This window comes from Streptomyces sp. NPDC013317, assembly GCF_055563155.1.
The window spans coordinates 1-23480 of the sequence record NZ_JBVHDX010000008.1; the positions used below are offsets into that span (position 1 = coordinate 1).

21 protein-coding genes are annotated in these 23480 nt (G+C 73.3%); 8 read left to right on the forward strand and 13 right to left on the reverse strand.

Going from position 1 to position 23480, the window contains the following annotated elements; all coding sequences use genetic code 11:
- Window positions 1–566: 566 nt before the first annotated feature.
- On the forward strand, window positions 567–1565 hold the full coding sequence (gene trpS / locus ACZ3IJ_RS20990; protein WP_467470286.1) for a tryptophan--tRNA ligase: 999 nt from the start codon (window positions 567–569) through the stop codon (window positions 1563–1565).
- Here trpS and ACZ3IJ_RS20995 read toward each other — a convergent pair.
- Entirely contained in the window at window positions 1532–2533 is a 1002-nt protein-coding gene (locus ACZ3IJ_RS20995) for a GlxA family transcriptional regulator (RefSeq protein WP_467470288.1), read from the reverse strand. The genes trpS and ACZ3IJ_RS20995 overlap by 34 nt on opposite strands.
- 75 nt (window positions 2534–2608) lie before the next feature.
- On the opposite strand from ACZ3IJ_RS20995, the gene ACZ3IJ_RS21000 reads away from it, so the two are divergent.
- Window positions 2609–3199, forward strand: a complete 591-nt coding sequence (locus ACZ3IJ_RS21000; RefSeq protein WP_467470290.1) for a cysteine hydrolase family protein — start codon at window positions 2609–2611, stop codon at window positions 3197–3199.
- Between the two features lie 15 nt (window positions 3200–3214).
- Here the strand turns inward: ACZ3IJ_RS21000 and proC are convergent, their stop codons facing one another.
- The 6 genes from proC to ACZ3IJ_RS21030 form a co-directional block, all read right to left on the reverse strand.
- Complete coding sequence (gene proC / locus ACZ3IJ_RS21005) at window positions 3215–4024, reverse strand: pyrroline-5-carboxylate reductase (RefSeq protein WP_467470292.1); 810 nt, start codon at window positions 4022–4024, stop codon at window positions 3215–3217.
- Window positions 4025–4158: 134 nt separating this feature from the next.
- Window positions 4159–4896: an ABC transporter permease gene (locus ACZ3IJ_RS21010; RefSeq protein ID WP_467470294.1), complete on the reverse strand. Its 738-nt coding sequence runs from the start codon at window positions 4894–4896 to the stop codon at window positions 4159–4161.
- Window positions 4893–5687 (reverse strand): ABC transporter ATP-binding protein, encoded by a 795-nt coding sequence (locus tag ACZ3IJ_RS21015; protein ID WP_467470296.1) that lies wholly within the window; start codon window positions 5685–5687, stop codon window positions 4893–4895. Before ACZ3IJ_RS21015 ends, ACZ3IJ_RS21010 begins: the two co-directional genes overlap by 4 nt.
- Before the next feature lie 84 nt (window positions 5688–5771).
- Window positions 5772–6935: an NAD(P)/FAD-dependent oxidoreductase gene (locus ACZ3IJ_RS21020; RefSeq protein WP_467470298.1), complete on the reverse strand. Its 1164-nt coding sequence runs from the start codon at window positions 6933–6935 to the stop codon at window positions 5772–5774.
- A 62-nt stretch (window positions 6936–6997) separates the two neighbouring features.
- Window positions 6998–7531, reverse strand: a complete 534-nt coding sequence (locus ACZ3IJ_RS21025) for a hypothetical protein (RefSeq protein ID WP_467470300.1) — start codon at window positions 7529–7531, stop codon at window positions 6998–7000.
- 33 nt (window positions 7532–7564) lie between these two features.
- A complete protein-coding gene (locus ACZ3IJ_RS21030; protein WP_467470301.1) occupies window positions 7565–7873 on the reverse strand; it encodes a peptidase in 309 nt (102 codons plus the stop codon).
- Window positions 7874–8026: 153 nt separating this feature from the next.
- On the opposite strand from ACZ3IJ_RS21030, the gene ACZ3IJ_RS21035 reads away from it, so the two are divergent.
- Window positions 8027–10210: a protein kinase domain-containing protein gene (locus ACZ3IJ_RS21035; protein WP_467470303.1), complete on the forward strand. Its 2184-nt coding sequence runs from the start codon at window positions 8027–8029 to the stop codon at window positions 10208–10210.
- A gap of 384 nt (window positions 10211–10594) precedes the next feature.
- Here ACZ3IJ_RS21035 and ilvD read toward each other — a convergent pair whose 3' ends face one another.
- The 4 genes from ilvD to ACZ3IJ_RS21055 all read right to left on the reverse strand — a co-directional run bounded on the left by ilvD (window position 10595) and on the right by ACZ3IJ_RS21055 (window position 15163).
- Window positions 10595–12448, reverse strand: a complete 1854-nt coding sequence (ilvD, locus tag ACZ3IJ_RS21040; protein WP_467470305.1) for a dihydroxy-acid dehydratase — start codon at window positions 12446–12448, stop codon at window positions 10595–10597.
- A 117-nt stretch (window positions 12449–12565) separates the two neighbouring features.
- Entirely contained in the window at window positions 12566–13195 is a 630-nt protein-coding gene (locus ACZ3IJ_RS21045) for a TetR/AcrR family transcriptional regulator (protein ID WP_467470307.1), read from the reverse strand.
- Window positions 13192–14025: a sugar phosphate isomerase/epimerase family protein gene (locus tag ACZ3IJ_RS21050; protein ID WP_467470309.1), complete on the reverse strand. Its 834-nt coding sequence runs from the start codon at window positions 14023–14025 to the stop codon at window positions 13192–13194. Before ACZ3IJ_RS21050 ends, ACZ3IJ_RS21045 begins: the two co-directional genes overlap by 4 nt.
- A gap of 205 nt (window positions 14026–14230) precedes the next feature.
- Entirely contained in the window at window positions 14231–15163 is a 933-nt protein-coding gene (locus tag ACZ3IJ_RS21055; protein ID WP_467470311.1) for a Ppx/GppA family phosphatase, read from the reverse strand.
- Window positions 15164–15203: 40 nt separating this feature from the next.
- On the opposite strand from ACZ3IJ_RS21055, the gene ACZ3IJ_RS21060 reads away from it, so the two are divergent.
- Window positions 15204–16061, forward strand: a complete 858-nt coding sequence (locus ACZ3IJ_RS21060) for a DUF3109 family protein (protein WP_467470313.1) — start codon at window positions 15204–15206, stop codon at window positions 16059–16061.
- A 2-nt stretch (window positions 16062–16063) separates the two neighbouring features.
- Here ACZ3IJ_RS21060 and ACZ3IJ_RS21065 read toward each other — a convergent pair whose 3' ends face one another.
- The gene (locus tag ACZ3IJ_RS21065) at window positions 16064–17785 is read right to left on the reverse strand and encodes a BACON domain-containing protein (protein ID WP_467470314.1); all 1722 of its coding nucleotides are present in this window, start codon (window positions 17783–17785) and stop codon (window positions 16064–16066) included.
- Between the two features lie 173 nt (window positions 17786–17958).
- On the opposite strand from ACZ3IJ_RS21065, the gene radA reads away from it, so the two are divergent.
- Window positions 17959–19362, forward strand: coding sequence for a DNA repair protein RadA (gene radA, locus ACZ3IJ_RS21070; protein WP_467470316.1), 1404 nt, complete (start codon window positions 17959–17961; stop codon window positions 19360–19362).
- A 252-nt stretch (window positions 19363–19614) separates the two neighbouring features.
- Entirely contained in the window at window positions 19615–20673 is a 1059-nt protein-coding gene (gene disA, locus ACZ3IJ_RS21075) for a DNA integrity scanning diadenylate cyclase DisA (RefSeq protein WP_383222575.1), read from the forward strand.
- 116 nt (window positions 20674–20789) lie between these two features.
- Here the strand turns inward: disA and ACZ3IJ_RS21080 are convergent, their stop codons facing one another.
- A complete protein-coding gene (locus tag ACZ3IJ_RS21080; RefSeq protein ID WP_467470318.1) occupies window positions 20790–21614 on the reverse strand; it encodes a hypothetical protein in 825 nt (274 codons plus the stop codon).
- A 333-nt stretch (window positions 21615–21947) separates the two neighbouring features.
- On the opposite strand from ACZ3IJ_RS21080, the gene ACZ3IJ_RS21085 reads away from it, so the two are divergent.
- Window positions 21948–22106 carry a hypothetical protein gene (locus ACZ3IJ_RS21085; protein WP_467470320.1) on the forward strand — a complete coding sequence of 53 codons (159 nt, stop codon included), beginning with the start codon at window positions 21948–21950 and terminating at the stop codon, window positions 22104–22106.
- Between the two features lie 33 nt (window positions 22107–22139).
- Window positions 22140–23069 carry an HhH-GPD family protein gene (locus tag ACZ3IJ_RS21090; protein ID WP_467470322.1) on the forward strand — a complete coding sequence of 310 codons (930 nt, stop codon included), beginning with the start codon at window positions 22140–22142 and terminating at the stop codon, window positions 23067–23069.
- Window positions 23070–23480 lie beyond the last annotated feature (411 nt).

The following is a 23480-nucleotide window of genomic DNA, read 5'->3' on the forward strand; positions in this document are numbered from 1 at the left end:
TTCCGTTTCTGCCACCCGCTGGAGCGGGCTGCCGGGCTGTTCTTCGCTTTCGCGTTTCCCTTTCCGGCGGTTCCGACTCTATCAGATCCTTTCGGTCCTGATTCCCAGTCAGCGGGAGTTGTCTTCGCGGCTGTTGGGCCGTTCCGACGAGTGAGACTTTAGCGGATTCCCGGCCCCTGACGCTAATCGGGGACTCGCGCTCAAACCTTCGAACGCGGATTCCTCATTTCGCAAAAACGCACGGAAAGCGTGACGGCACGACGAAGCACCATCAGCTGGTAGTGGATCTTGCGGAATGGTTGTCCGGGGCCGACCGGAGTCGGTGCTCACGTCGGACAACTCGGAGAACACTACGTATCGGGGAATCCCGTGTCAACCCCCGTCCTCTCCCGTAGCCTCTCCGTATGACCACGCATGCGCACACGACTCAGTGGTGGGCCGCCTGACAGGGCGGCCCCTACTGACGCATGCACTCAGCGGCCGCCGACTCGGCGGCCGTTCGCGTATCCCCCTCCGGGGCGTGCGGCCGACGGGTCGGCGCACAGGAGAGAGGGAGAACGGACGCGATGAAGCGGATCTTCAGCGGGATCAAGCCCACCGGGCATCTGACCCTGGGCAACTACCTCGGGGCCGTGCGGCGGTGGGTCGAGGAGGACCAGCACCGGTCGGAGTCGCTCTTCAGCGTCGTGGACCTGCACGCGCTGACCGTCGAGCACGACCCGGCCCGTGTGCGGCGGCTGAGCCGGCAGGCGGCCACGCTGTTGCTGGCGGCCGGCCTCGACCCGGGACTCTGCACCCTCTTCGTCCAGAGTCACGTGGACGAGCACGCCCGGCTGTCGTACCTGCTGGAGTGCACGGCCACCGACGGCGAGCTGCGGCGGATGATCCAGTACAAGGAGAAGGGCGCGCGGGCGCTGGCGGCGGGGCAGGGGGTCCGGCTGTCGCTGCTGACGTACCCGGTGCTGATGGCGGCGGACATCCTTGCCTACGGAACCGATGAGGTGCCGGTCGGCGACGACCAGACGCAGCATGTGGAGCTGACCCGGGACCTGGCCGTGCGGTTCAACCAGCGGTACGGACATGTCTTCACGGTGCCGAGGGCGACGCGTCCCGCGGTGGCGGCTCGGGTCATGGACCTGCAGGACCCCGGTTCGAAGATGGGGAAGTCGCACGAGAACGCGGCGGGGATCGTCTATCTGCTGGACGACGGGACGACCGTGCGCCGGAAGATCATGCGTGCGGTGACGGACAGCGGACGGGATGTCGCCTACGACCGGGAGGGCCGGCCGGGGGTCGCGAATCTGCTCGATCTGCTGGCCGCCTCGACGGGTGGGAACCCGGAAGCCCTGGCCGGTGTATATGAGTCGTACGGATCCTTGAAGCGGGACACGGCGGACGCGGTGGTCGAGCTGCTGCGGCCGGTGCGGGAGCGGCACGCGGAGCTGGCGGCCGATCCGGGATATGTGGATCAGGTGCTACGGGACGGGGCCGAGCGGGCCCGGGGGATGGCGCGGCCGTTGGTGGACCGGGCCTATCGGGCGATCGGGTTGATGCCTGCCGTGTGACGGAAGGCGTTGCGGTAGTCGCGCGGGTTGGTGGCGAGGTGCGAGGCGAAGTGCTGGCGCATCGTGACCTCGCTGCCGAATCCGGCGCGGCGGGCGACTTCGGGGAGGGGGTGGTCGGTGAGTTCGAGGAGTTTCTGGGCGGCGGCGACGCGCTGGGTGATGAGCCAGTGCAGGGGGGTGGTTCCGGTGGTGGCGTGGAAGTGGCGGGCGAAGGTGCGTGGGGACATACCGGCGCGGGCGGCCAGGCCGGCGACGGTGTGCGGTTCGTCGAGGTGGGCGAGGGCGTAGGAGCGGACGGCGGCAAGGGCGTCGGCGTCGCGGTCGGCCCGGGGTGTGGGGCGTTCGATGAACTGGGCCTGGGTTCCGGTGCGGAAGGGGGCGGTGACCATCGAGCGGGCGATCGTCGCGGCGGCCTCGGCGCCGTGGGCGGTGCGGACGAGGTGGAGACAGAGGTCGATGCCGGCGGCGGTGCCGGCCGAGGTCCAGATGCCGGAGTCCTCGACGAAGAGGGCGTCGGGTTCGACGGTGATCCGGGGGTACCGGGCGGCGAGGGTCGGGGCGAGGTTCCAGTGGGTGACCGCGCGCCGGCCGTCGAGGAGTCCTGCCTGGGCGAGGACGAAGGCGCCCGCGCAGAGGGAGGCGACGGGGGTTCCGGCGGCGTGGGCTCGGCGGAGGGCTTCGAGGACGGGGGCCGGGGTCTCGTCGTCGGGGTTCTCGATGCCGGGGACGAGGACGAGGTCGGCCCGGGCGAGCCAGGAGAGGGAACGGTCAGGGGTGAGGGTGAGGCCGCCGCGGAGGGAGACGGGGGTGGACGGGTCGGCTGCGACGCGGCGGAGTTCGAAGGGAGGGACGCCGCGGAGGTGGCGCTCGCTGCCCCAGACCTCGGTGATGACCGAGACGTCGAAGGCACGGATGCCGGGGAAGGTCATCAGGGCGATGCGTCGGGACTCTTCCGGGGCTGTCGGCATGGCTGGCAGTAAATCATCGATCGCTGACTTTTCCCCCTCTGGGTGGGACCGGCCAGGGGCGGCAGCATCGGGGGTATGGAGATCGCGGAGAACGCAGCGCTGGTTGTCGTCGACGTACAGAGGGGCTTCGAGGAGGAGTTCTGGGGGAAGCGCGACAACCCTGCCGCCGAGGGGAACATCGCGGCACTGATCGACCTGTGGCAGGAGACGGGGCGGCCGGTCGTGTTCGTACGGCACGATTCGCCGGCCGAGTCGCGGTCGCCGTTGCGGGTCGGGCAGGTGGGGAACGGCTTCAAGGACTTCGTCGAGGAACGGAGGGGGAAGGGGCACGGGCCGGAGCTGCTGGTGACGAAGAGCGTGAATTCGGCGTTCTACGGGGAGCCGTCGCTGGACGTGTGGCTGAAGGGGGAGGGCATCGCGCAGATCGTGATCGTCGGGATCCAGACGAACATGTGCAACGAGACGACGGCGCGGATGGGCGGCAATCTCGGGTACGACGTGGTGTTTCCGCTGGACGCGATGCACACGTTCGACCTGGAGGGGCCGTTCGGATGGGCGGCGACGGCCGAGGAGCTGACCCGGGCGACGGCGGTGTCGCTACAGGGTGGGCAGTTCGCCCGGGTCGTGTCGACGGAGGACGTGCTGAAGGGTGCTGCGGCCGGGTGAGTGGGCCGGGGGCGGTCAGCCGTTGCCGGAGGCGAGCTCGCGGCTGCGGTCGCGGGCGGCTTCCAGGGCGGCGATGAGGGCGGCCCGTACGCCGTGGTTCTCCAGTTCGCGGATGGCGCTGATGGTGGTGCCGGCCGGGGAGGTGACGGCTTCGCGGAGCTTGACGGGGTGTTCGCCGCTGTCGCGGAGCATCACGGCGGCGCCGATGGCGGCCTGGACGATCAGGTCGTGGGCCTGGGCGCGGGGGAGGCCGAGGAGGATGCCGGCGTCGGTCATGGCCTCGACGAGGAAGTAGAAGTAGGCCGGGCCGGAGCCGGAGAGAGCGGTGGCGGCGTCCTGCTGGGACTCGGGGACGCGGAGGGTCTTGCCGACGCCGCCGAAGATCTCCTCGGCGTGGACGAGGTGGTCGGGGGTGGCGTGGCTGCCGCCGGAGATGACGGACATGCCTTCGTCGACGAGGACGGGGGTGTTGGGCATGACGCGGACGACGGGGGTGCCGGTGGTGAGCCGGTCCTCGATGAAGGAGGTGGGGATACCGGCGGCGGCGCTGATGACGAGACGGTCGGCGGCGACGTGGGGGGCCAGCTCGTCGAGGAGGCGGCCCATGTCCTGCGGCTTCACGGCGAGGATGAGGGTGTCGGCGCGCTTGGCGGCCTCGGCGTTGGTGACGGCCTCGACGCCGTAGCGGGCGCGCAGCTCTTCGGCGCGCTCGGTGCGGCGGGCGGTGACCACGAGGTTGGCGGGGCGCCAGCCGGCCCGGATCATGCCGCTGAGGAGCGCTTCACCGATCTTGCCGGTGCCGAGGACTGCGACGGTCTGGGTCATGGCTCTGTTCACCTCGCCGGAAGGGCATGTGCCGTGTCCATCCGTGTGGACGGTTCGTCCACACGCAGGGACATCCTCCCATCGTGCGGGTGGGGGCGGCGGTGGCGTCCGAGGGGCGGTACGCCCCCGGCGCGTCAGGCGGTGCGGCGGCGGAGGGTGGCCGCGCCGAGGGCGAGGACGAGCACGGCGCAGCCGGCGACGACGAGGGCGTCGCGGACGAAGTCGCCGGTGATGTCGGGGTGGCGGAGGACCTCGTTCATGCCGTCGACGGCGTACGACATGGGCAGGGCGTCGGAGATCCCTTCGAGGACGGGCTGCATCTGGTCGCGGGCGATGAAGAGGCCGCAGAGGAGCAGTTGGGGGAAGATCACGGCCGGCATGAACTGGACGGCCTGGAACTCGGAGGCGGCGAAGGCCGAGACGAAGAGGCCGAGGGCGGTGCCGAGGAGGGCGTCGAGGAGGGCGACGAGAAGGAGGAGCCAGGGCGAGCCGATGACGTCGAGTCCGAGGAGGCCGACGGCGAGGCCGGTGGCGAGGGCGGACTGGACGATGGCGAGGAGTCCGAAGGCGAGGGCGTAGCCGCCGATGAGGTCGCCCTTGCCGAGTGGCATGGCGAGCAGGCGTTCCAGGGTCCCTGAGGTGCGTTCGCGCAGGGTGGCGATCGAGGTCACGAGGAACATCGTGATCAGCGGGAAGATGCCGAGCAGCGAGGCGCCGATGTTGTCGAAGGTCTCCGGGCTGCCGTCGAAGACGTACCGGAGCAGGAGCAGCATCAGGCAGGGGACGAGGATCATCAGGGCGATCGAGCGCGGGTCGTGGCGCAGTTGGCGCAGGACGCGGGCGGCAGTGGCGAGGGTGCGGGCGCTGCTCATCGCTGGTGCTCCTGGACGGGTACGGCCGCGCGGGCGGCGGCGGCGTCGACGAGGTGGAGGAAGGCCTCTTCGACGGTGGCGGTGTCGTTGCGTCGCCGGAGGGCTTCGGGGGTGTCCTCGGCGAGGATCTCGCCCTCGCGCATGAGGAGCAGCCGGTGGCAGCGCTCGGCCTCGTCCATGACGTGGGAGGAGACGAGGATCGCGGCGTCGCGCTCTTCGGCGATGCGGTGGAAGAGGTTCCAGAGGTCGCGGCGCAGCACGGGGTCGAGTCCGACGGTGGGTTCGTCGAGGACGAGGACCTCCGGGGTGCCGAGGAGGGCGACGGCGAGGGAGACGCGGCTGCGCTGGCCGCCGGAGAGGCGTCCCGCGAGGGAGCCGGCGTGGCTGCCGAGGTCGACGTCGTCGATGGCGCGGGCGACGGCGGCGCGGCGGTCTTCGCGGTGGGCACGGCCGGGGAGGAGCACGGCGGCGAAGTAGTCGAGGTTCTGGCGGACGGTGAGGTCGTCGTAGACGGACGGCGCCTGGGTGACGTAGCCGATGCGGGAGCGCAGGGAGGCGTCGCCCGCCGGCCGGCCGAGGACGTCGAGGGTGCCGGTGACGTGGGCCTGGGTGCCGACGATCGCGCGCATCAGGGTCGACTTGCCGCAGCCGGAGGGGCCGAGGAGGCCGGTGATCCGGCCCGGGGGCACGGAGAAGTCGAGGCCGCGCAGGACGGTGCGGTCGCCTCGTACGACGGTGAGGCCGCGCGCCATGATCGCCGGGGCGGTGCCCCCTTCCGAGTAATTCATCATGCGTTGAATAATGCTCGCGGGGGGTCGGAGCGTCAAGCGGCGTGCCCCGACCCCGTGGCCTTCTGGGCGGGGGTCCGGGAGGGATCAGCCGATACCGGGGATGTAACGGACCAGCGAGGGCCGACGGGCCGCCAGACGGAGGAAGCGGACCGTCGAGCGGACGACCTGCTCCTTCGTGGCGGCGGCGGCCCGGCCGGTGAGGAGGCGTTCGCGAGGGGAGTCGTCCGGGCGGACGAACTGGACCAGGCCGTCGTGGCGGCCCAGGCTGACGCACTGGATGAGATAGCCGAAGCCGAGAGGAGCCGGTTGATCGCCCTTCAGCTCGCCGATGATCGACACCGCCGCGTGGGCGCCCGTCGGAAGAGCGGTCGCGCAGGCCATCCGGAGCGCCCCGGCGACGGGGGTGGTGGCGGCGCCCGCGTCGCCGGGGACGTAGATCTCGGGGTACGAGACCGAGCGCAGGAAGGCGTCGACGGCGATGCGGCCGGAGGGGGCGAGAGCGAGGCCGGCGGAGGCGGCGAGCTCGGCGTTGGGCGCCAGGGCGGCGGCCCAGACGACCACGGCGGCGTCGACGTCCTCGGGGCGGGCGACCCGGTGGCCCTCCTCGATCCGCACCCCGCGGGCCCGCAGGACCGAGCGGACATGGTCGGCGCCTCGGGACGCGAGGCCCTGGCCCAGGCGGCCGGCGGTCAGCAGGCGGACGGGCGTGCCTGCGGGACCGTAGGTCTCGGCGAGTTCGGCGGCCATCTCGATGCCGGTGAGACCGCCGCCGACGACGACGACGGATCCGGGGCGGTCCCGCAGGTGCTTGTGGAGTTCGGGGGCCGTCTCGGCGGTGTAGGTGGCGGGGGCGGAGGCACCGAGGCCGCCGTCGGTCGTTCCGGCGCCGCCACCCGGGAGGGCGGTGCGGCTGCCGAGGGCGTAGACGAGCCGGTCGTACGGCAGACCGCGGCCGTCGTCGGTCGTGACCAGCCGGGCCTCCGGATCGAGGCCGGTGGCCCGGGCGGCGATGTGCTCGATCCCCGTACCGCGCAGGAAGCCGGCGAGCGGGTGGGTGACGTCGGGGCGGCCGGCGGCGCGTTCGTGGAGCCGTACGCGTTCGGTGAACCGGTCGGCCGGGTCGACCAGGGTGACGTGGGCGTGCGGAGCCAGGCGGAGAGCGGCCATGAGTCCGGCGTAACCGGCTCCGAGGACCAGGACGCGGGTGGCGGTGGCGTGCGGGCCGGGGTGGCTCGGTGTCGTCTTCATGCACGGGGGACGGCCGGCCTCCGCGGAATGTGACATGGGCGGGGCGTCGCCACCCCGCGCCGCTACCTGCGCTTGGGCTTGGGCTTCTTGCGGGCCGCCGGGTTGCCCGTCCGGGCGCCGCGCCGCTTCTCGTACTGACTGCGGGCCGTCTCGTACTCGGTGCGGTGCAGCTTCTCGCCCGGCGCCTCGACGAGGCTCCGGAAGAAGTAGGCCAGCAGCGAGCCGATGAAACCGATCATCTTCAGGCTGCGCAGCGCGTCCTCGCGGGCCGGGTCGGCCGGGCGGCGGACGAAGCCCTCCCAGGTCTTGCGGAACGCGATGGCGCTGCAGATCGCGAACATGAGCACCACGAGCAGGTTCACGAAGCCGCCGACCTCGGCGATCTCCAGGCCCTGGTAGGCGAACCGCAGCACGAAGCAGCCCGCGGCCGCGGCGGTGAGCGCCCCGAGGGCGACACCGGCGCGGCGCAGGCCGTACTGCCCGTCGTGCTCCACCCAGGTCGTCCCGAAGAAACGGATCTCCTCGGGCTGCGGTCCGGCGGGGGTCGAGGCAGGCTCGGTGCTGCGGGGCTCGGCGGTCTGGTCTTCTTCGCTCACGAGGTCGATTATCCCCGGACGGCGAGGGAAGGGTCAGCCGCAGCGCGGGGCGACGTACCCGTCACTGCCCGTCTTCACGTACGCGTCGGAGATGAACTCCCCGGACCCGATGTTGTCCCAGATGTTCGTCGTGCCGTACGGGCCGGTGACCGTCTGGCCGGGCGTCTGGCAGCGGATCGCCACCCAGGAGCCCGCCGGCAGGATCCGCACCACCGCGTACTGCGTACCCGGGCCCGAGCGGACGTTGACGCGCGTCCCCGGCGCGATCGGGTACCGCGCCCCGCTCAGCGCCGACACCTCCGGTCCGGCGGTCACCGCTTCCTTCGTGTCCTCCACGCCCATGGCGTCCTCCCCCGTGGAGCAAGCGCTCCGGTGCGATTCACTCTCTGCGACGCGCAGGCTAGCAAGCCCCACCGACATCCCGGGTGCCATCGACTAGGCTCCGTGCGTCGCGCACGCGCGCGAAACTCGACGGGGACCACACGGGGGTGGGCGATGCCGCCGTTGCGCAGGAGCGGTGCCGACCGGGACGCGGAAGAGCCCGAGTACGCGGGCGAGTACCGCCTCCAGGCCGTCCTCGGCTCGGGCGGCATGGGCGTGGTCCATCTGGCCAGCTCCGCCTCCGGGCTGCGGCTCGCGGTCAAGGTGGTGCACGGACAGTACGCGGAGGACCCGGAGTTCAGGGCTCGCTTCCGCCAGGAGGTGGCCGCCGCGCGCCGGGTCAGCGGGGCCTTCACCGCGCCCGTCGTGGACGCGGACCCCGACGCCGAACGCCCGTGGATGGCCACGCTCTACGTCCCCGGCCCCACCCTCGCCGACCAGGTGAAGCGGAACGGCCCCCTGTCCCCCGCCGAACTGCGCCGGCTGACGGCCGGACTCGCCGAGGCCCTGCGCGACATCCACCGGGCCGGTGTCGTCCACCGCGACCTCAAGCCGAGCAACGTCCTGCTCACCGACACCGGGCCGAAGGTCATCGACTTCGGCATCTCCCGGCCGGTCGACAGCGATCTGCACACGGAGACCGGGAAGCTGATCGGGTCGCCGCCGTTCATGGCACCCGAACAGTTCCAGCGGCCGCGCGAGGTCGGCCCGGCTGCGGACGTCTTCGCGCTCGGCTCCGTGCTGGTGCACGCGGCCACCGGGCACGGGCCGTTCGACTCCGACAGTCCGTACATCGTCGCCTACCAGGTCGTCCACGACGAGCCGGATCTGACGGGCGTCCCGGAGGCGCTTGCTCCGCTCGTCGCGCGCTGCCTGGCCAAGGAGCCGGCGGAGCGCCCGACTCCGGCCGAGATCATGGCGGCACTGCTGCCGCCCTCGTACGAGGCCGCGGCCTTCATACCCGCGCAGCGGCGGCCGCCCACGCTGCCCGGCCACCTCGGCGACCCGCCCGGCTCGGTCGTCGGATCCGGGGGCGTCGGGGCGTCGGCGGCGTGGGACGCGGACACGCCCGTACGCGCCCCGGCGCCGCGTGCCCGCCGACGGCGGCGGTCGTCCGTCGTGGCCGCCGCCACGCTCGCCGTCCTCGCGGCGGGCGGCGCGCTCGTGGTCCTGCGCGCCGGCGGCGACGAGCCCGCGCCCCGGCCGAACCCGGCCCAGGCGGCCGTCGCCTTCGACGGCTGGCAGACCGTCCTGCGGAAGGACGGGGAGCCGTCCGCGCCGACCTGTGCCCATGGCGCCGGCGCTCTCTACTGCACGGGCGGGGGGACGGCCGCCGCCCGGCTCGACCCGGCGACCGGGCGCATCCTGTGGTCGCACCCCGCCGACAGCGGTCCGTCCGCACCGCCGGTCGCGGCCCCGCCGTCCGTACTGCCCGGCGGCCTCGTCGCCGTCCCCTCGCCGAACGGCCCCCTGCGCACCTTCACGGCCAACGACGGCGCTCCCGGCTGGCACACCGGCCCGGCCGTCGCCGAGCGGGTCGGGCCCGCCGGGACGGCCGTCGTCCTGTCCACCGGGACCGGCGGGATCCGGGCCGTCGACAGCTCCACCGGGCGGGAGCTCTGGAGCCACGACCTCCCCGGGTTCACCGCACCCCAGTTGGGGCCCTACGAGGCGAACACCGGCCTCGTGACCGTCTCCGAGTCCTCCGCCGACGGGACCCGCACCCGCGTGGCCGCGCTGCGCCCCGCGACCGGCGAAGTGGTGTGGCAGCGGCGCCTGGAGGGCCACCTGACGCCGATCGGGCAGGCCGAGGACGGCGCGCTGGTCCTCGCGTCGCACCACCGCGGCATGGAGGTCGACGCCCTGGTCCGCTACGACCCGGCCGACCACTCCGTCCGGCGTACTGCTCTGCAGGTCCGGCTCTACGACGCGCGGTTCGCCGTGCGCGGCGACACCGTGTACGTCCTCGACCAGGCCGGCCACGTCACGGCCGTCGACACCGCCGCCGGCCCGTCCGGCCGTGTTCTGTGGGAGCTGGACACCGCGGCGGGCTACGTCTCGGCGCCCGTCCTCGGGCCCGGCGAGCGGCTCTACCTCTCGGTCGCCGACGGGCGGTTGCTCGCCGTCGACACCGGGCGCGGGGCGCTGCTCGGGCAGACCGCGCCGCGGCTGCGGGACGGCCGGCTCGGGTACACGACGACCGTGCCGGCGCCGGTCGTCGCCGGGGAGAAGGTCTTCGGGACCGCGCCGGACGGATCCGTGTTCGCCGTGGACGGGCGGGACCCCGCCGACTGGTGACGGCGGGCCTGCCGCCGTGCCTCACGGGGTCGGTGCAGCGGAACGGGAGGGGGCCACGGGCCGGGCCGCGCGACGCGCTCCCCGTCCCGCGAACGGCGGGCGTGGGGAGCGGACGTCTCCGCCTCCCCTCCCCGCGCCCGCCACCGCGTCCAGCTGACAGCCGACCGGCCCGGACGACCGGCCCGCACCCCCGCCGGTCCTGGCAGCGGTGCGGACGCGATTCGCACCGTGGTGTCGGGCTTTGGGCCGTGCCGCGCCGCCGCGCCGGGTAGGCACGGGCCGGGTAGGTCCGGGCCGGGTAGGTCCGCGCCCGCCTCGTTTCGTCACAGCCCCGAGCCCGCGGTACAGAAGACCGATCGGGCCCGGGCGGCCTGGCCGGCCGGGTCAGGCCAGCTTCGTCACGTCGCGCACCGCGCCCTTGTCCGCGCTCGTCGCCATCGCCGCGTACGCCCGCAGCGCCGCCGAGACCTTCCGCTGCCGGTTCTTCGGGGCGTACACCCCGCCCAGGGCCTCACGGCGGGTCGCCAGCGTGGCGTCGTCGACGAGCAGTTCGATCGAACGGCTCGGGATGTCGATACGGATCCGGTCGCCGTCCTCGACCAGCGCGATCGTGCCGCCCGAAGCCGCCTCCGGGGACGCGTGACCGATCGACAGGCCCGACGTACCGCCCGAGAAGCGGCCGTCCGTCACCAGCGCACAGGTCTTGCCCAGGCCCCGGCCCTTGAGGAAGGAGGTCGGGTAGAGCATCTCCTGCATGCCCGGGCCGCCGCGCGGGCCCTCGTAGCGGATGACGACCACGTCGCCGTCGGTGATCTGCTTGTTGAGGATCTTCTCGACTGCCTCTTCCTGCGACTCGCAGACGACCGCCGGGCCCTCGAAGGTCCAGATCGACTCGTCCACACCGGCCGTCTTCACGACACAGCCATCGACGGCCAGGTTGCCGCGCAGGACCGCGAGTCCGCCGTCCTTCGAGTACGCGTGGGCCGCGTCGCGGATGCAGCCGCCGGCCGCGTCGGTGTCCAGGGAGTCCCAGCGCTCGGACTGCGAGAAGGCGGTCGCCGAACGGACGCAGCCGGGCGCCGCGTGCCACAGCTCGACGGCCTCCTCGGAGGGGGAGCCTCCGCGCACGTCCCAGGTCCCCAGCCACTCCTTGATGGAGCGGGAGTGGACGGTGTGCACGTCCTCGTTGAGGAGGCCCGCCCGGTACAGCTCGCCCAGGATGGCCGGGATGCCGCCGGCGCGGTGCACGTCCTCCATGTAGTACGTGCCGCCGGGCGCGACGTTCGGCGCGACCTTGGCCAGACACGGCACGCGCCGCGAGACCTCGTCCATGTCGGAGAGCCCGTAGTCCAGCTCGGCCTCCTGGGCGGCGGCCAGCAGGTGCAGGATCGTGTTCGTCGAGCCGCCCATGGCGATGTCCAGGGCCATGGCGTTCTCGAAGGCCGCGCGGGTGGCGACCGAGCGCGGCAGGACCGAGTCGTCGTCCTCGTCGTAGTAGCGACGGGTGATGTCGACCACCGTGCGCGCGGCGTTCTCGTACAGCGCCTTGCGGGCCGTGTGGGTGGCGAGGACCGAGCCGTTGCCGGGGAGGGAGAGGCCGATGGCCTCGGTCAGGCAGTTCATCGAGTTGGCGGTGAACATGCCGGAACAGGACCCGCAGGTCGGGCAGGCGTTCTCCTCGATCCGGAGGATGTCCTCGTCCGAGATCTTGTCGTTGACCGCGTCGGAGATCGCGTCGACCAGGTCGAGCGTGCGGACCGTGCCGTCGACCAGCGTGGCCTTGCCGGACTCCATCGGGCCGCCGGAGACGAAGACCGTCGGGATGTTGAGGCGCAGGGCCGCGTTCAGCATGCCGGGGGTGATCTTGTCGCAGTTGGAGATGCAGATCAGGGCGTCGGCGCAGTGGGCCTCCACCATGTACTCCACGCTGTCCGCGATCAGGTCGCGGGAGGGCAGGGAGTAGAGCATGCCGCCGTGGCCCATGGCGATCCCGTCGTCGACGGCGATCGTGTTGAACTCGCGCGGGATGGCACCGGCGGCCGTGATGGCCTCGGAGACGATCCGGCCGACGGGCTGCAGATGGGTGTGGCCCGGGACGAACTCGGTGAAGGAGTTCGCCACCGCGATGATCGGCTTCCGGCCGATGTCCGCGCCGGGTACACCGGAGGCGCGCATAAGGGCGCGTGCGCCCGCCATGTTGCGGCCGTGGGTGACAGTGCGGGACCTCAGCTCGGGCATCGTCGCTCGCTCCTCAGTGATGGGTGTGCTTGCTGTCGAGCGTACGCCGCGCGACCAATATCTGGACGGCTTGTCCGCATGCCGGACGCGCTGTTCAGCCTTCGGTCAGGGTTTCGGTCAGGACGTGGGGCGCGGGTCCGTGAGGTAGCGCTGGAGCGTCGGGGCCACGTGGGCCACGATCGCCTCGGGGTCGGCCGAGGCCATCGGCTCGACCTTGATGACGTACCGCAGGATCGCGATCCCGATCATGTGGGAGGCGGCGAGTTCCGCGCGGAACTTCGGATCCGGTACGTCGAGATCCGCGGCGATCCGCTCCAGGAGCCGGCGCAGGACGAAGCCGCGCAGCACCTTGGCCGCCGCCTCGTGCGTCAGGGCGGAGCGGATGATCGCGAGGAGCGGGGCGCGGCTGACCGGGTTCTCCCAGACGCCGATGAAGTAGCGGGCGAGCCGCTCGCCGATGCCGTCGAGGGGGCCGCCGAGGATCGCGGGGAGGACGACGGCGGGCTCGAAGGAGACCTCGATCGCTGCGGCGAAGACCTCGTCCTTCGTACCGAAGTAGTGGTGCACGAGCGCCGGGTCCACGTCGGCCGCCTTGGCGATGCCGCGGACGGAGGTCTTGTCGTAGCCGCGCTCGGCGAACTGCGAGCGGGCGGCTTCCAGGATGCGCTCGCGGGCGCCGGGTCCGCTCTCCTCCTCGGTACGGGAGGGGCGGCCGCGGCGGCGCGGGGCCGGGGCCGGTCCCGTCATGAGCGGGGCACTCGGGAGGACTTGGCGGCGGAGGCCAGGTGCAGGCGGGTGAAGGCGAGGGCCTCCGCGAGGTCGGCCTCGCGTTCGGCCGCGGACATCGCCCGCCGGGTGTTGACCTCGACGACCACGTGGCCGTCGAAACCGTTGAGCGCCAGCCGCTCCAGGACCTCGGCGCAGGGCTGGTTGCCGCGGCCGGGGACCAGGTGCTCGTCCTTGGCCGAGCCCTTGCCGTCGGCGAGGTGGACGTGGCCGAGGCGGTCGCCCATCCGGTCGATCATCGCGAGGGCGTCCGTACGGGCGGTGGCGGTGTGGGAGAGGTCGACCGTGAAATGGCGGTAGTCGTCCTTGGTGACGTCCCACTCGGGGGCGTACGCGAGCATCTCGCGGTCCTTGTACCGCCAGGGGTACATGTTCTCGACGGCGAACCGGACGTCCGTCTCGTCGGCCATCCGCCAGATGCCGTTGACGAAGTCGCGGGCGTACTGGCGCTGCCAGCGGAACGGCGGGTGGACGACGACCGTGGAGGCGCCGAGCTTCTCCGCGGCCGCCTGGGCTCGCTGGAGCTTGACCCAGGGGTCCGTGGACCAGACGCGCTGCGTGATCAGCAGACAGGGCGCGTGGACGGCGAGGATCGGGACCTGGTGGTAGTCCGAGAGGCGGCGCAGGGCCTCGATGTCCTGGCTGACCGGATCGGTCCACACCATGATCTCGACACCGTCGTAACCGAGGCGCGCGGCGATCTCGAAGGCCGTCGCCGTCGACTCCGGATAGACCGAGGCCGTCGACAGGGCGACCTTCGCATCCGGGACGCGCACCACTGGTTCTGCCACGAAGGACAGCGTACGGGGCGGGGCGGGGGCCGGGGAGGTGGTTCCCGTCACGCTCGGTCGCGACGGGGGTGCGGGGCCGCCGCGCGAGCCCCCCACGCGCGCGTGCGGCCCGGACTCCGTTCGGTTTACCGCTCCACGCGCGCGGCCCGGACAGCGTTCGGTATACCGCTCCACGCATGCGTGCGGCCCGGACTCCGTTCAGGGGCTACTCCTCCGGCAGGTGGTCCAGGCGGCGCAGGATCACGCCCTCGCGGAGCGCCCAGGGGCAGATCTCCAGCTCGTCCACGCCGAACAGGTCCATCGCGCCCTCCGCCACCAGCGCGCCCGCGAGCAGCTGGCGCGCGCGGCCCTCCGACACGCCCGGGAGGCCGGCGCGCTGGGCCGCGCTCATCGCGCTGAGCTTGGGAACCCACTCCTCCAGGGACGCGCGGGTCAGGACGCGTCGCAGATAGAGCCCCTTCTCGGAGCCGGCCGCTCCGGCGATCCGGGCGAGCTGCTTGAAGGTCTTGGACGTGGCCACGACATGGTCGGGCTTGCCGAAGCGGCTGAATTCTCCGACCGTACGGGCGATCTGGGCGCGCGCGTGGCGGCGCAGCGCCCGTACGTCCTCCGCGTCGGGCGGGTCGCCCGGCAGCCATCCCGACGTCAGCCGGCCCGCTCCCAGGGGCAGCGAGACCGCCGTGTCCGGCTCCTCGTCGATGCCGTACGCGATCTCCAGCGAGCCGCCGCCGATGTCCAGGAGGAACAGCTTCCCCGCGGACCAGCCGTACCAGCGGCGCGCCGCCAGGAACGTGAGCCGGGCCTCCTCGTCGCCGGTGAGGACCTGGAGGTCGATGCCGGTCTCCCGCTTCACGCGGTCGAGGACCGCGTCGGCGTTGGTCGCCTCGCGGACCGCCGAGGTCGCGAACGGCAGCACCTCCTCGCAGCCCTTGTCCTCGGCGGCCTGCAGCGCGTCCCGGACGGTCGCGATGAGCCGCTCGATCCCGTCGGGGGCGATGGCGCCCGCGCCGTCGAGGAGCTCCGCCAGGCGCAGCTCGGCCTTGTGGGAGTGGGCGGGCAGCGGGCGGGCGCCGGGGTGGGCGTCCACCACCAGCAGGTGCACTGTGTTCGAACCGACGTCGAGGACTCCGAGTCTCATGGACGGAACGCTACTGCTCCCACCCGCATACGCTGGTGGTGTGCCAAAGACGAAAAAGGCGAAGCCGGGCAAAGACAGCGCTGCCAAGGCTCAGAAGACCTCCAAGAAGCAGGGCGCGACCTCCGGCCATGGCGAACCGGACGAGAAGGGCCTCGACTTTCCGCGCGCCTGGGTCGAGTTTCCCGACCCGGCCGACGACGAGCAGGTCTTCCGCTGCGACCTGACCTGGCTCACCTCCCGCTGGACGTGCATCTTCGGCAGCGGCTGCCAGGGCATCCAGGCCGGCCGCGCCGACGACGGCTGCTGCACGCTCGGCGCGCACTTCTCCGACGAGGACGACGAGAAGCGGGTCGCCTCGTACGTGGACCGGCTCACGCCCGAACTCTGGCAGTTCCACGACGTCGGGACGGAGTCGGGCTGGGTGCAGCTCGACGAGGACGGCGACCGGCAGACCCGACGCTGGAAGGGGTCCTGCATCTTCCAGAACCGCCCGGGGTTCGAGGGCGGCGCCGGCTGCTCGCTGCACATCCTGGCCCTCAAGGAGGGCAAGGAGCCGCTGGAGACCAAGCCGGACGTCTGCTGGCAGCTGCCGGTGCGCCGGACGTACGAGTGGATCGACCGGCCCGACGACTCCCGGATCCTCCAGGTGTCGATCGGCGAGTACGACCGCCGGGGCTGGGGCCCGGGCGGTCACGACCTGCACTGGTGGTGCACGTCGGCGACTTCGGCGCACGGCGCCGGGGAGCCGGTGTACGTGACGTACCGGCCCGAGCTGACCGAGCTGATGGGCAAGGCGGCGTACGACGTGCTGGTGGAGCTGTGCGAGGCGCGGCTGGCGGCCCAGCTGCCGCTGGTGGCTCCGCACCCGGCGGACCCGGCGGACCCGGCCGAGCGGTAGCCCTAGGGCGGTGGCGGTGAGTCCGAGCCGCTGGGCGTGCCGGGGTCCGTGGACGAGGGCGGTTCGGTCGTCGGAGTGGGCTCCGTCGTGGGCGGAGGGGTCGTCGGCTCTTCCGTGGTCGGCGGCGGCTCCTCGGTCGTCGGCGGCGGCGTCGTCGGCTCCTCCGTGGTCGGCGGCGGCTCCTCCGTCGCCGGCGGGGGCACTTCCGTCGTCGGGGGCGCCGGGGTCGTCCTCCCGCGGCCGTCGATCCGTACGACGGCGCCCGAGGGGTTGACCCCGACCCGGGCCGACCAGGCGCCCGCGGGCTCGTGCGCGGGGTCCACGGAGATCCGGACCGTCACGGACTCGCCGGGCCGCAGGGTGCCCGAGGCCTGGCTCACGTACAGCCAGGGCGCGTCCGACCAGAGCGACCAGTCGACCGGCGAGCCGCCGGAGGCGGTGAGGGTGAGCAGCGTCGTGTCGCCGTTCCCCCGGGCCGTCACCGTGATCCGGCCGGGGCCGGCCTGACCGGGCAGCGACGGCCCCACGGGCCCGCCGGGGCTGATCACCTCGACCGAGACGTCCGGGGACCTGCTGCCCCGGGTGAAGCGGGGCTCGGGCGTGGTGCGGGCGTTGCCCGCGTTCTCGTAGTGGTCGTACGGAGTGCCGTCGAGGCCCGTCGGGTCGTCCGCCTCGCTCGCGCTGACCGGCGCGCCGGCGTGGTCGCCCTCCCCGGCGGGGCCGCCTCGGTACGAGGCCCACAGGGCGAGCACCGGGGCCGCGACGACGGCCGCCACGACGGTCGTCGTCACCGCGCGGGCCCGCATCCGGTCGCGGCGGGCCGCGTGGTCCTTCGGGTCCAGGGGGAATCCGGCCGGCCCGAAGCGGGGGGCGACGGCACGCGCGCGCGGGACGTGCAGCATCGCCACGTACGCGGCCGCCCTCGGCGCCTCGACCAGCGGGAGCCGGGCCGGGGTGGGCGACGCCGCACCGGGCCACGGGCCGCCCGCGCCCGCCCGCTCGGCCGCCCGGCGGCACCGCGGGCAGTCGTCGACATGGCGGACCAGCTCGGCGCGCAGGGTCGCGGAGAGCAGCACCTGGTGGTCGCCGGTGAGCCGGGCGACCGTGGGGCAGTTCCCGGTCTCGACGACCGCGAGCGCGGCGCGGGTGCGCTCGACCTCGCAGGCGGCCGAGGAAAGCAGCTCGCGGGCGGCGAGCGGGTCGAGGGAGAGCACGGCGGCGACCTCGCGGTGGCCGAGGCCGTGCCGGACGGCGAGTTCGAGCGCCTCGCGCTGCTCGGGGGTGGTGCCCGCGGCCTCCGGCCAGGCCAGCAGCGCCAGTTCGGCACGGCGGCGCTCGGCGACCTCATCGGAGACCCGGGGCGGCTGCGGCTCCTCGACGGCCGGGCGGCCGGTGTGCGCGCCCGGCCGGGTGCGGCGCTGCTCGGCGAGGCCGCGCAGACAGGCCCAGCGCGCGAGCGCGTACAGCCAGGCCTTGCGCCCGCCCTCGTCGGAGGGACAGCGGCCGCGGTGGCGCTCGGCGACGGCCAGGACGTCGCCGAGGACGGTCGTCGCGGCGTCGTGGTCGCAGAGCACGGAGAGGCAGTAGGTGAACAGACCGTCCAGATACGCCTCGTAGCGGGCGGGCGGGTGCTGACCGAGGGTGCGGGCACCTTCGGCCGCCCGCCGGTGCGCCCGGTGTGCGCCGGTGGTGTGGGTGGGGGGTTCCAGCCTGCTGCTCGTCACTTGGCGACCGTAGGCAAGGCAGGGCGGACTCTTCGTACCGGTTGAACACTTTTAATCCTTACGGGTGAAGGTATCGCTCGAAAGGGGACAGGAGCGGGACATTCCGATGCCGTGGGGCCGGCGGGCCTCCGGCCCGGAGTCCACTGTCAGTGGGGGCCGCTACGGTGTGGCGCATGGCTGCCCGTACGAAATCCGCCAAGGACCGGCCGTCCTACCGCTGCACCGAATGCGGCTGGACGACCGCCAAATGGCTCGGCCGTTGCCCCGAGTGCCAGGCCTGGGGGACGGTCGAGGAGTACGGCGCGCCCGCCGTCCGCACCACCGCCCCCGGCCGCGTCTCCACGGCCGCGCTCCCGATCGGCCAGGTCGACGGCCGGCAGGCCACCGCCCGCTCCACGGGTGTGGACGAGCTGGACCGGGTCCTGGGCGGGGGGCTCGTGCCCGGGGCCGTCGTGCTGCTCGCCGGGGAGCCCGGCGTCGGCAAGTCCACGCTGCTGCTCGACGTCGCCTCGAAGGCCGCGAACGAGGAGCACCGCACGCTGTACGTCACGGGCGAGGAGTCCGCGAGCCAGGTCCGGCTGCGCGCCGACCGGATCAACGCCCTCAACGACCATCTGTACCTGGCCGCGGAGACGGACCTGTCCGCCGTCCTCGGCCACCTCGACGCCGTGAAGCCCTCGCTGCTGATCATGGACTCGGTGCAGACGGTCGCCTCGCCGGAGATCGACGGGGCTCCGGGCGGCATGGCCCAGGTGCGCGAGGTCGCGGGGGCGCTCATCCGGGCCTCCAAGGAGCGCGGGATGGCCACGCTCCTCGTCGGCCATGTCACCAAGGACGGCAACATCGCCGGACCCCGGCTCCTGGAGCACCTGGTCGACGTCGTCCTGAGCTTCGAAGGAGACCGGCACGCGCGCCTGAGGCTCGTCCGCGGCGTGAAGAACCGGTACGGGGCGACGGACGAGGTCGGCTGCTTCGAGCTGCACGACGAGGGGATCACGGGCCTCGCCGACCCCTCCGGGCTCTTCCTGACCCGGCGGGACGTGGCCGTGCCCGGGACCTGCCTGACGGTCACCCTGGAGGGTCGCAGGCCGCTGGTGGCCGAGGTGCAGGCGCTGACGGTCGACTCCCAGATCCCGTCGCCCCGGCGGACCACCTCGGGCCTGGAGACCTCCCGGGTCTCGATGATGCTGGCCGTCCTGGAGCAGCGCGGCCGGATCAGCGCGCTCGGCAAGCGGGACATCTATTCGGCGACCGTGGGCGGCGTGAAGCTCTCCGAGCCCGCCGCCGACCTGGCGATCGCCCTCGCCCTGGCCTCCGCCGCCAGCGACACCCCGCTCCCGAAGAACCTCGTCGCGATCGGCGAGGTCGGTCTCGCGGGCGAGGTCCGCCGGGTCACGGGCGTGCAGCGCCGGCTGGCCGAGGCGCACCGGCTCGGGTTCACGCACGCGCTGGTCCCCGGCGATCCGGGGAAGGTGCCCGCGGGGATGAAGGTCACCGAGGTGGCGGACATGGGGGACGCGCTGAGGGTCCTGCCCCGCACCCGCAGACCCGCCGCCGCCCGCGGCGAGCAGGGGTAGCGGGGGCGGGCGCGGACGGCTTCGCCCCGGGAGCGCGGACCGCTTCGTTCCGGGGGCGCGGACGGCTTCGCCCCGGGGTCGTGAACGGCGCCGGGGCGGGGTGGCGTGTGCTGGTCACTCGGGGCGAGAAGCGGTGCGCTCCGGCGTGCGGCGGAGGGGCGCGGGGCGGTGTCGCTAGACTTTGCCCTGGTCTCGCCCATCCGTACGAGCCGGAGGAGAGCAGTGGCAGCCAAGGACGGGAACGAAGCGCTGATGCGCGCGGCCCTCAGCGCGGTCGCTCCCGGCACCGCACTGCGCGACGGCCTCGAGCGCGTCCTGCGGGGCAACACCGGCGGTCTGATCGTGCTCGGCATGGACAAGACGGTGGACTCGATGTGCACCGGCGGCTTCGTGCTGGACGTCGAGTTCACCGCGACCCGACTGCGCGAGCTGTGCAAGCTCGACGGCGGGCTCGTCCTCGACAAGGACATCTCCAAGATCCACCGGGCCGGTGTCCAGCTCGTGCCGGACGCCTCCATCCACACCGAGGAGACCGGCACCCGCCACCGCACCGCGGACCGGGTCTCCAAGCAGTGCAACTTCCCGGTCGTCTCCGTCTCCCAGTCGATGCGGCTCATCGCCATCTACGTGAACGGCGAGCGTCGCGTCCTGGAGGAGTCGGCCGCGATCCTCTCCCGCGCCAACCAGGCGCTCGCCACCCTGGAGCGCTACAAGCTCCGTCTCGACGAGGTCGCCGGCACGCTCTCCGCGCTGGAGATCGAGGACCTGGTGACCGTCAGGGACGTCACGGCCGTCGCCCAGCGCCTGGAGATGGTCCGCCGGATCGCCACCGAGATCGCCGAGTACGTCGTCGAGCTCGGCACCGACGGCCGGCTTCTCTCGCTCCAGCTCGACGAGTTGATCGCGGGCGTGGAGCCCGAGCGTGAGCTCGTCATCCGCGACTACGTGCCGGAGCCCACGGCGAAGCGTTCGCGCACGGTCCCGGAGGCGCTGACCGAGCTCGACGCGCTCACCCACGCGGAGCTCCTCGAACTCCCCATCGTGGCACGGGCCCTGGGGTACAGCGGCTCCCCCGAGACCCTCGACTCCGCGGTCTCCCCGCGCGGCTACCGGCTCCTCGCCAAGGTCCCGCGGCTGCCCGGCGCGATCATCGAGCGGCTCGTGGAGCACTTCGGCGGCCTGCAGAAGCTGCTCGCGGCCAGCGTCGACGACCTGCAGACCGTCGACGGTGTCGGCGAGGCCCGGGCCCGCAGCGTCCGCGAGGGCCTGTCCCGGCTCGCGGAGTCCTCGATCCTGGAGCGGTACGTCTAGCCGGAGGCCCGTCCGGCAGCGGTACGTCATGCAGCGGTACGCGGAAGGGGCCGTACGGAGAATCCCGTACGGCCCCTTCCGCGTACCGTCAGCCCTGGGTCGTCAGCCCGGACCCGTCAGTCCTTGGCCAGTGTGAACGAAGCCGGAGACACCTTCACGCCGGGCAGCGTCGCCTCCACCAGGTACGTCCCCGGTCCCACCGGGGCCGCCGGGGCGGTGGCGCACTGCGGGGCGCTGCGGGCGCGGTCCCACTCCACGGTGCGCGTGATCTCCGAACCCGCCGGGACCCTGACGAAGACGGCGCCGGCCGGGCGGGGGCAGTCCTTCGAGGACCAGACGTCGTCGTCCTGATCGTCACTGACCGTCAGAACCGCGTTGCCAGGACCGAGATCGGTCTTGCAGTCGGCGGCCGAGGTGTTCCTGGCGACCAGCTGGAAGCGCGGCTTCTCGCCCGGCGCGTACGAGACCTGGGCGCTACGGAGGGTCAACTGCAGGGATCCGGGAGCGCAGTTCGGCAGCGGGGAGTCGGCCGGCACCTGCTGGCCCGCGCTCGAGCCCGCGCCTCCGTCACCGCCTCCGCCGTCGGTGTCGCCGTTCTTGCCGCCGGCCCCGCCGCCCGCGTCACCGCCCGCGCCGGCGTCCGTACCGCCGCCGCCGTCACCGCCGTCCCCGCCGGAGTTCTCACCGGACTCGCCCGACTCGTCGCGGCCGCCCGGCTGTTCGCTGATCGCGGGACCGGATCCGGAGGGTCCGGGAGTGATTGAGGGCGCGGGAGAAGAGCCGTTGGCGGAGTCGTCGGGCTTCTTCCCGCCGCCTCCGCCGGAGGTGACGGCCCAGATGGCGATCAGTGCCATCAGGGCGATCAGGCACAGCGCGACCGCCCTCCGTCGCCAGTAGATGGAGGAGGGAAGCGGCCCGACCGGATTGCGCAGTGATCCCACGCCACGAACCTTACGAGAGATCGGCTCCAACTCCCGCCCCACCCGCCGCCCCAGGCACCAAGTTTTGCCGATGATCACATCCGGGGCACGCGTCCCTCTCCGTAATACCCCACTTTCGTCGGGGGTGGTGGTGGTCGTTCGCCCCGGGTGCCGGGCATCGGCCCCCGGTTGGCGTCGCCGACCATGCACACCGTCTCCGACGATCTCCCTCTCGATGGGCGACCGCCTGCGGGTACGTGGTGAGCGAGGCGCTCAAGTCGCTGGTGGACGAGGAGCGTCCGTGCCGGGCGGTCGTCGGCGCACCCGCCTCGCTCGCCGCTGCTCGGCGGCCCGGTGGCGTTCCTGGCCGTGAAGGCGGCGGACCGGCCCGTACGGGCGGCGGTGGAGGCGGCGCGGTCGAGCCGGAACGGCGCCGTGCTGTGGTGCGCGGGGCGCGGGCCGCGCCCGCGCGCCTCCACGCGCCCCGAGGGCGTCCGCCACGGCGCGTGCTGAACGCGCGCAGGACGTGCCAGGATCGGGGGTGCGATGACTTCCACCGATGCCCCCATCCCTGTGTTCGACGCCCCGGCCGTCCCGGCGCCCGCCGCCGCACTGCACGGGCCCGTCCTCGCCTGGTTCGACCGGCACGCCCGCGACCTGCCCTGGCGCCGCCCCGAGGCGGGCGCGTGGGGCGTGATGGTCAGCGAGTTCATGCTCCAGCAGACTCCGGTCGTACGGGTCCTGCCGGTGTACGAGCAGTGGCTGGCGCGCTGGCCGCGCCCGGCCGACCTCGCCGCCGACGCGCCGGGCGAGGCCGTCCGCGCCTGGGGCCGGCTCGGCTATCCGCGGCGCGCGCTGCGGCTGCACGCTGCGGCCGTGGCCATAACGGAGCGGCACGGCGGCGACGTGCCGAGCGAGCACGCGGCGCTGCTTGCCCTGCCCGGGATCGGCGAGTACACGGCGGCGGCCGTGGCCTCGTTCGCGTACGGGCAGCGCCATCCGGTGCTGGACACCAACGTCCGCCGGGTCTTCGCCCGGGCGGCGACGGGCGTGCAGTACCCGCCGAACGCGACGACCGCGGCCGAGCGCAGGCTCGCGCGGGAGCTGCTGCCGCAGGACGAGGGAACGGCGGCACGCTGGGCGGCGGCCTCGATGGAGCTGGGCGCGCTGGTGTGCACGGCGAAGAACGAGGACTGCGGGCGGTGCCCGATCGCCGACCGGTGCGCGTGGCGGCTGGCCGGCAAACCGGCCCACGACGGGCCGCCGCGCCGCGGCCAGACGTACGCGGGGACGGACCGGCAGGTACGGGGCCGGCTGCTCGCGGTCCTGCGGGACGCGCCCGGCCCGGTGGCGCAGGCCGCCCTGGACGCGGTCTGGGACGACCCGGTCCAGCGGGCCCGCGCGTTGGACGGCCTGGTGGCGGACGGCCTGGTGGAGCCCCTGGAGAACGCGGAGTACCGCCTCCCCCAGTCCTGACGGGCCCGGCCTCCCCCAGTCCTGACGGGCCCGGCCTCCCCCCGGTCCTGACGGGCCCGGCCGTCCCGGCCTAAACGGTCCTGGCGTCCCCCGGTCCTGACGGGCCGGGCCTTCCCCCGGTCCTGAGGGGCCCGGCCTTCCCGGCGTAAACGGTCGTGGCGTCCCCCGGTCCTGACGGGCCTGGCCTTCCCGGCTCCACGGTCTTGGCGGGCGCGGGCCGTGGCTCCTCCGGGTCCCGTACCCGGAGGACGCCGGTCCCCGCCCACGGGAAGTCGCCCCTTTACCCACTTCCGGCCCCTGTTACACAACCGATGGACAGCCGTGTGTCTGTCGACGGCCTGCTCGCACAACCTCGTGACAAGCGCTCCGTAGCGTCATCTCCGTCAAGCGAACAAGCAGGTCACGGGGATG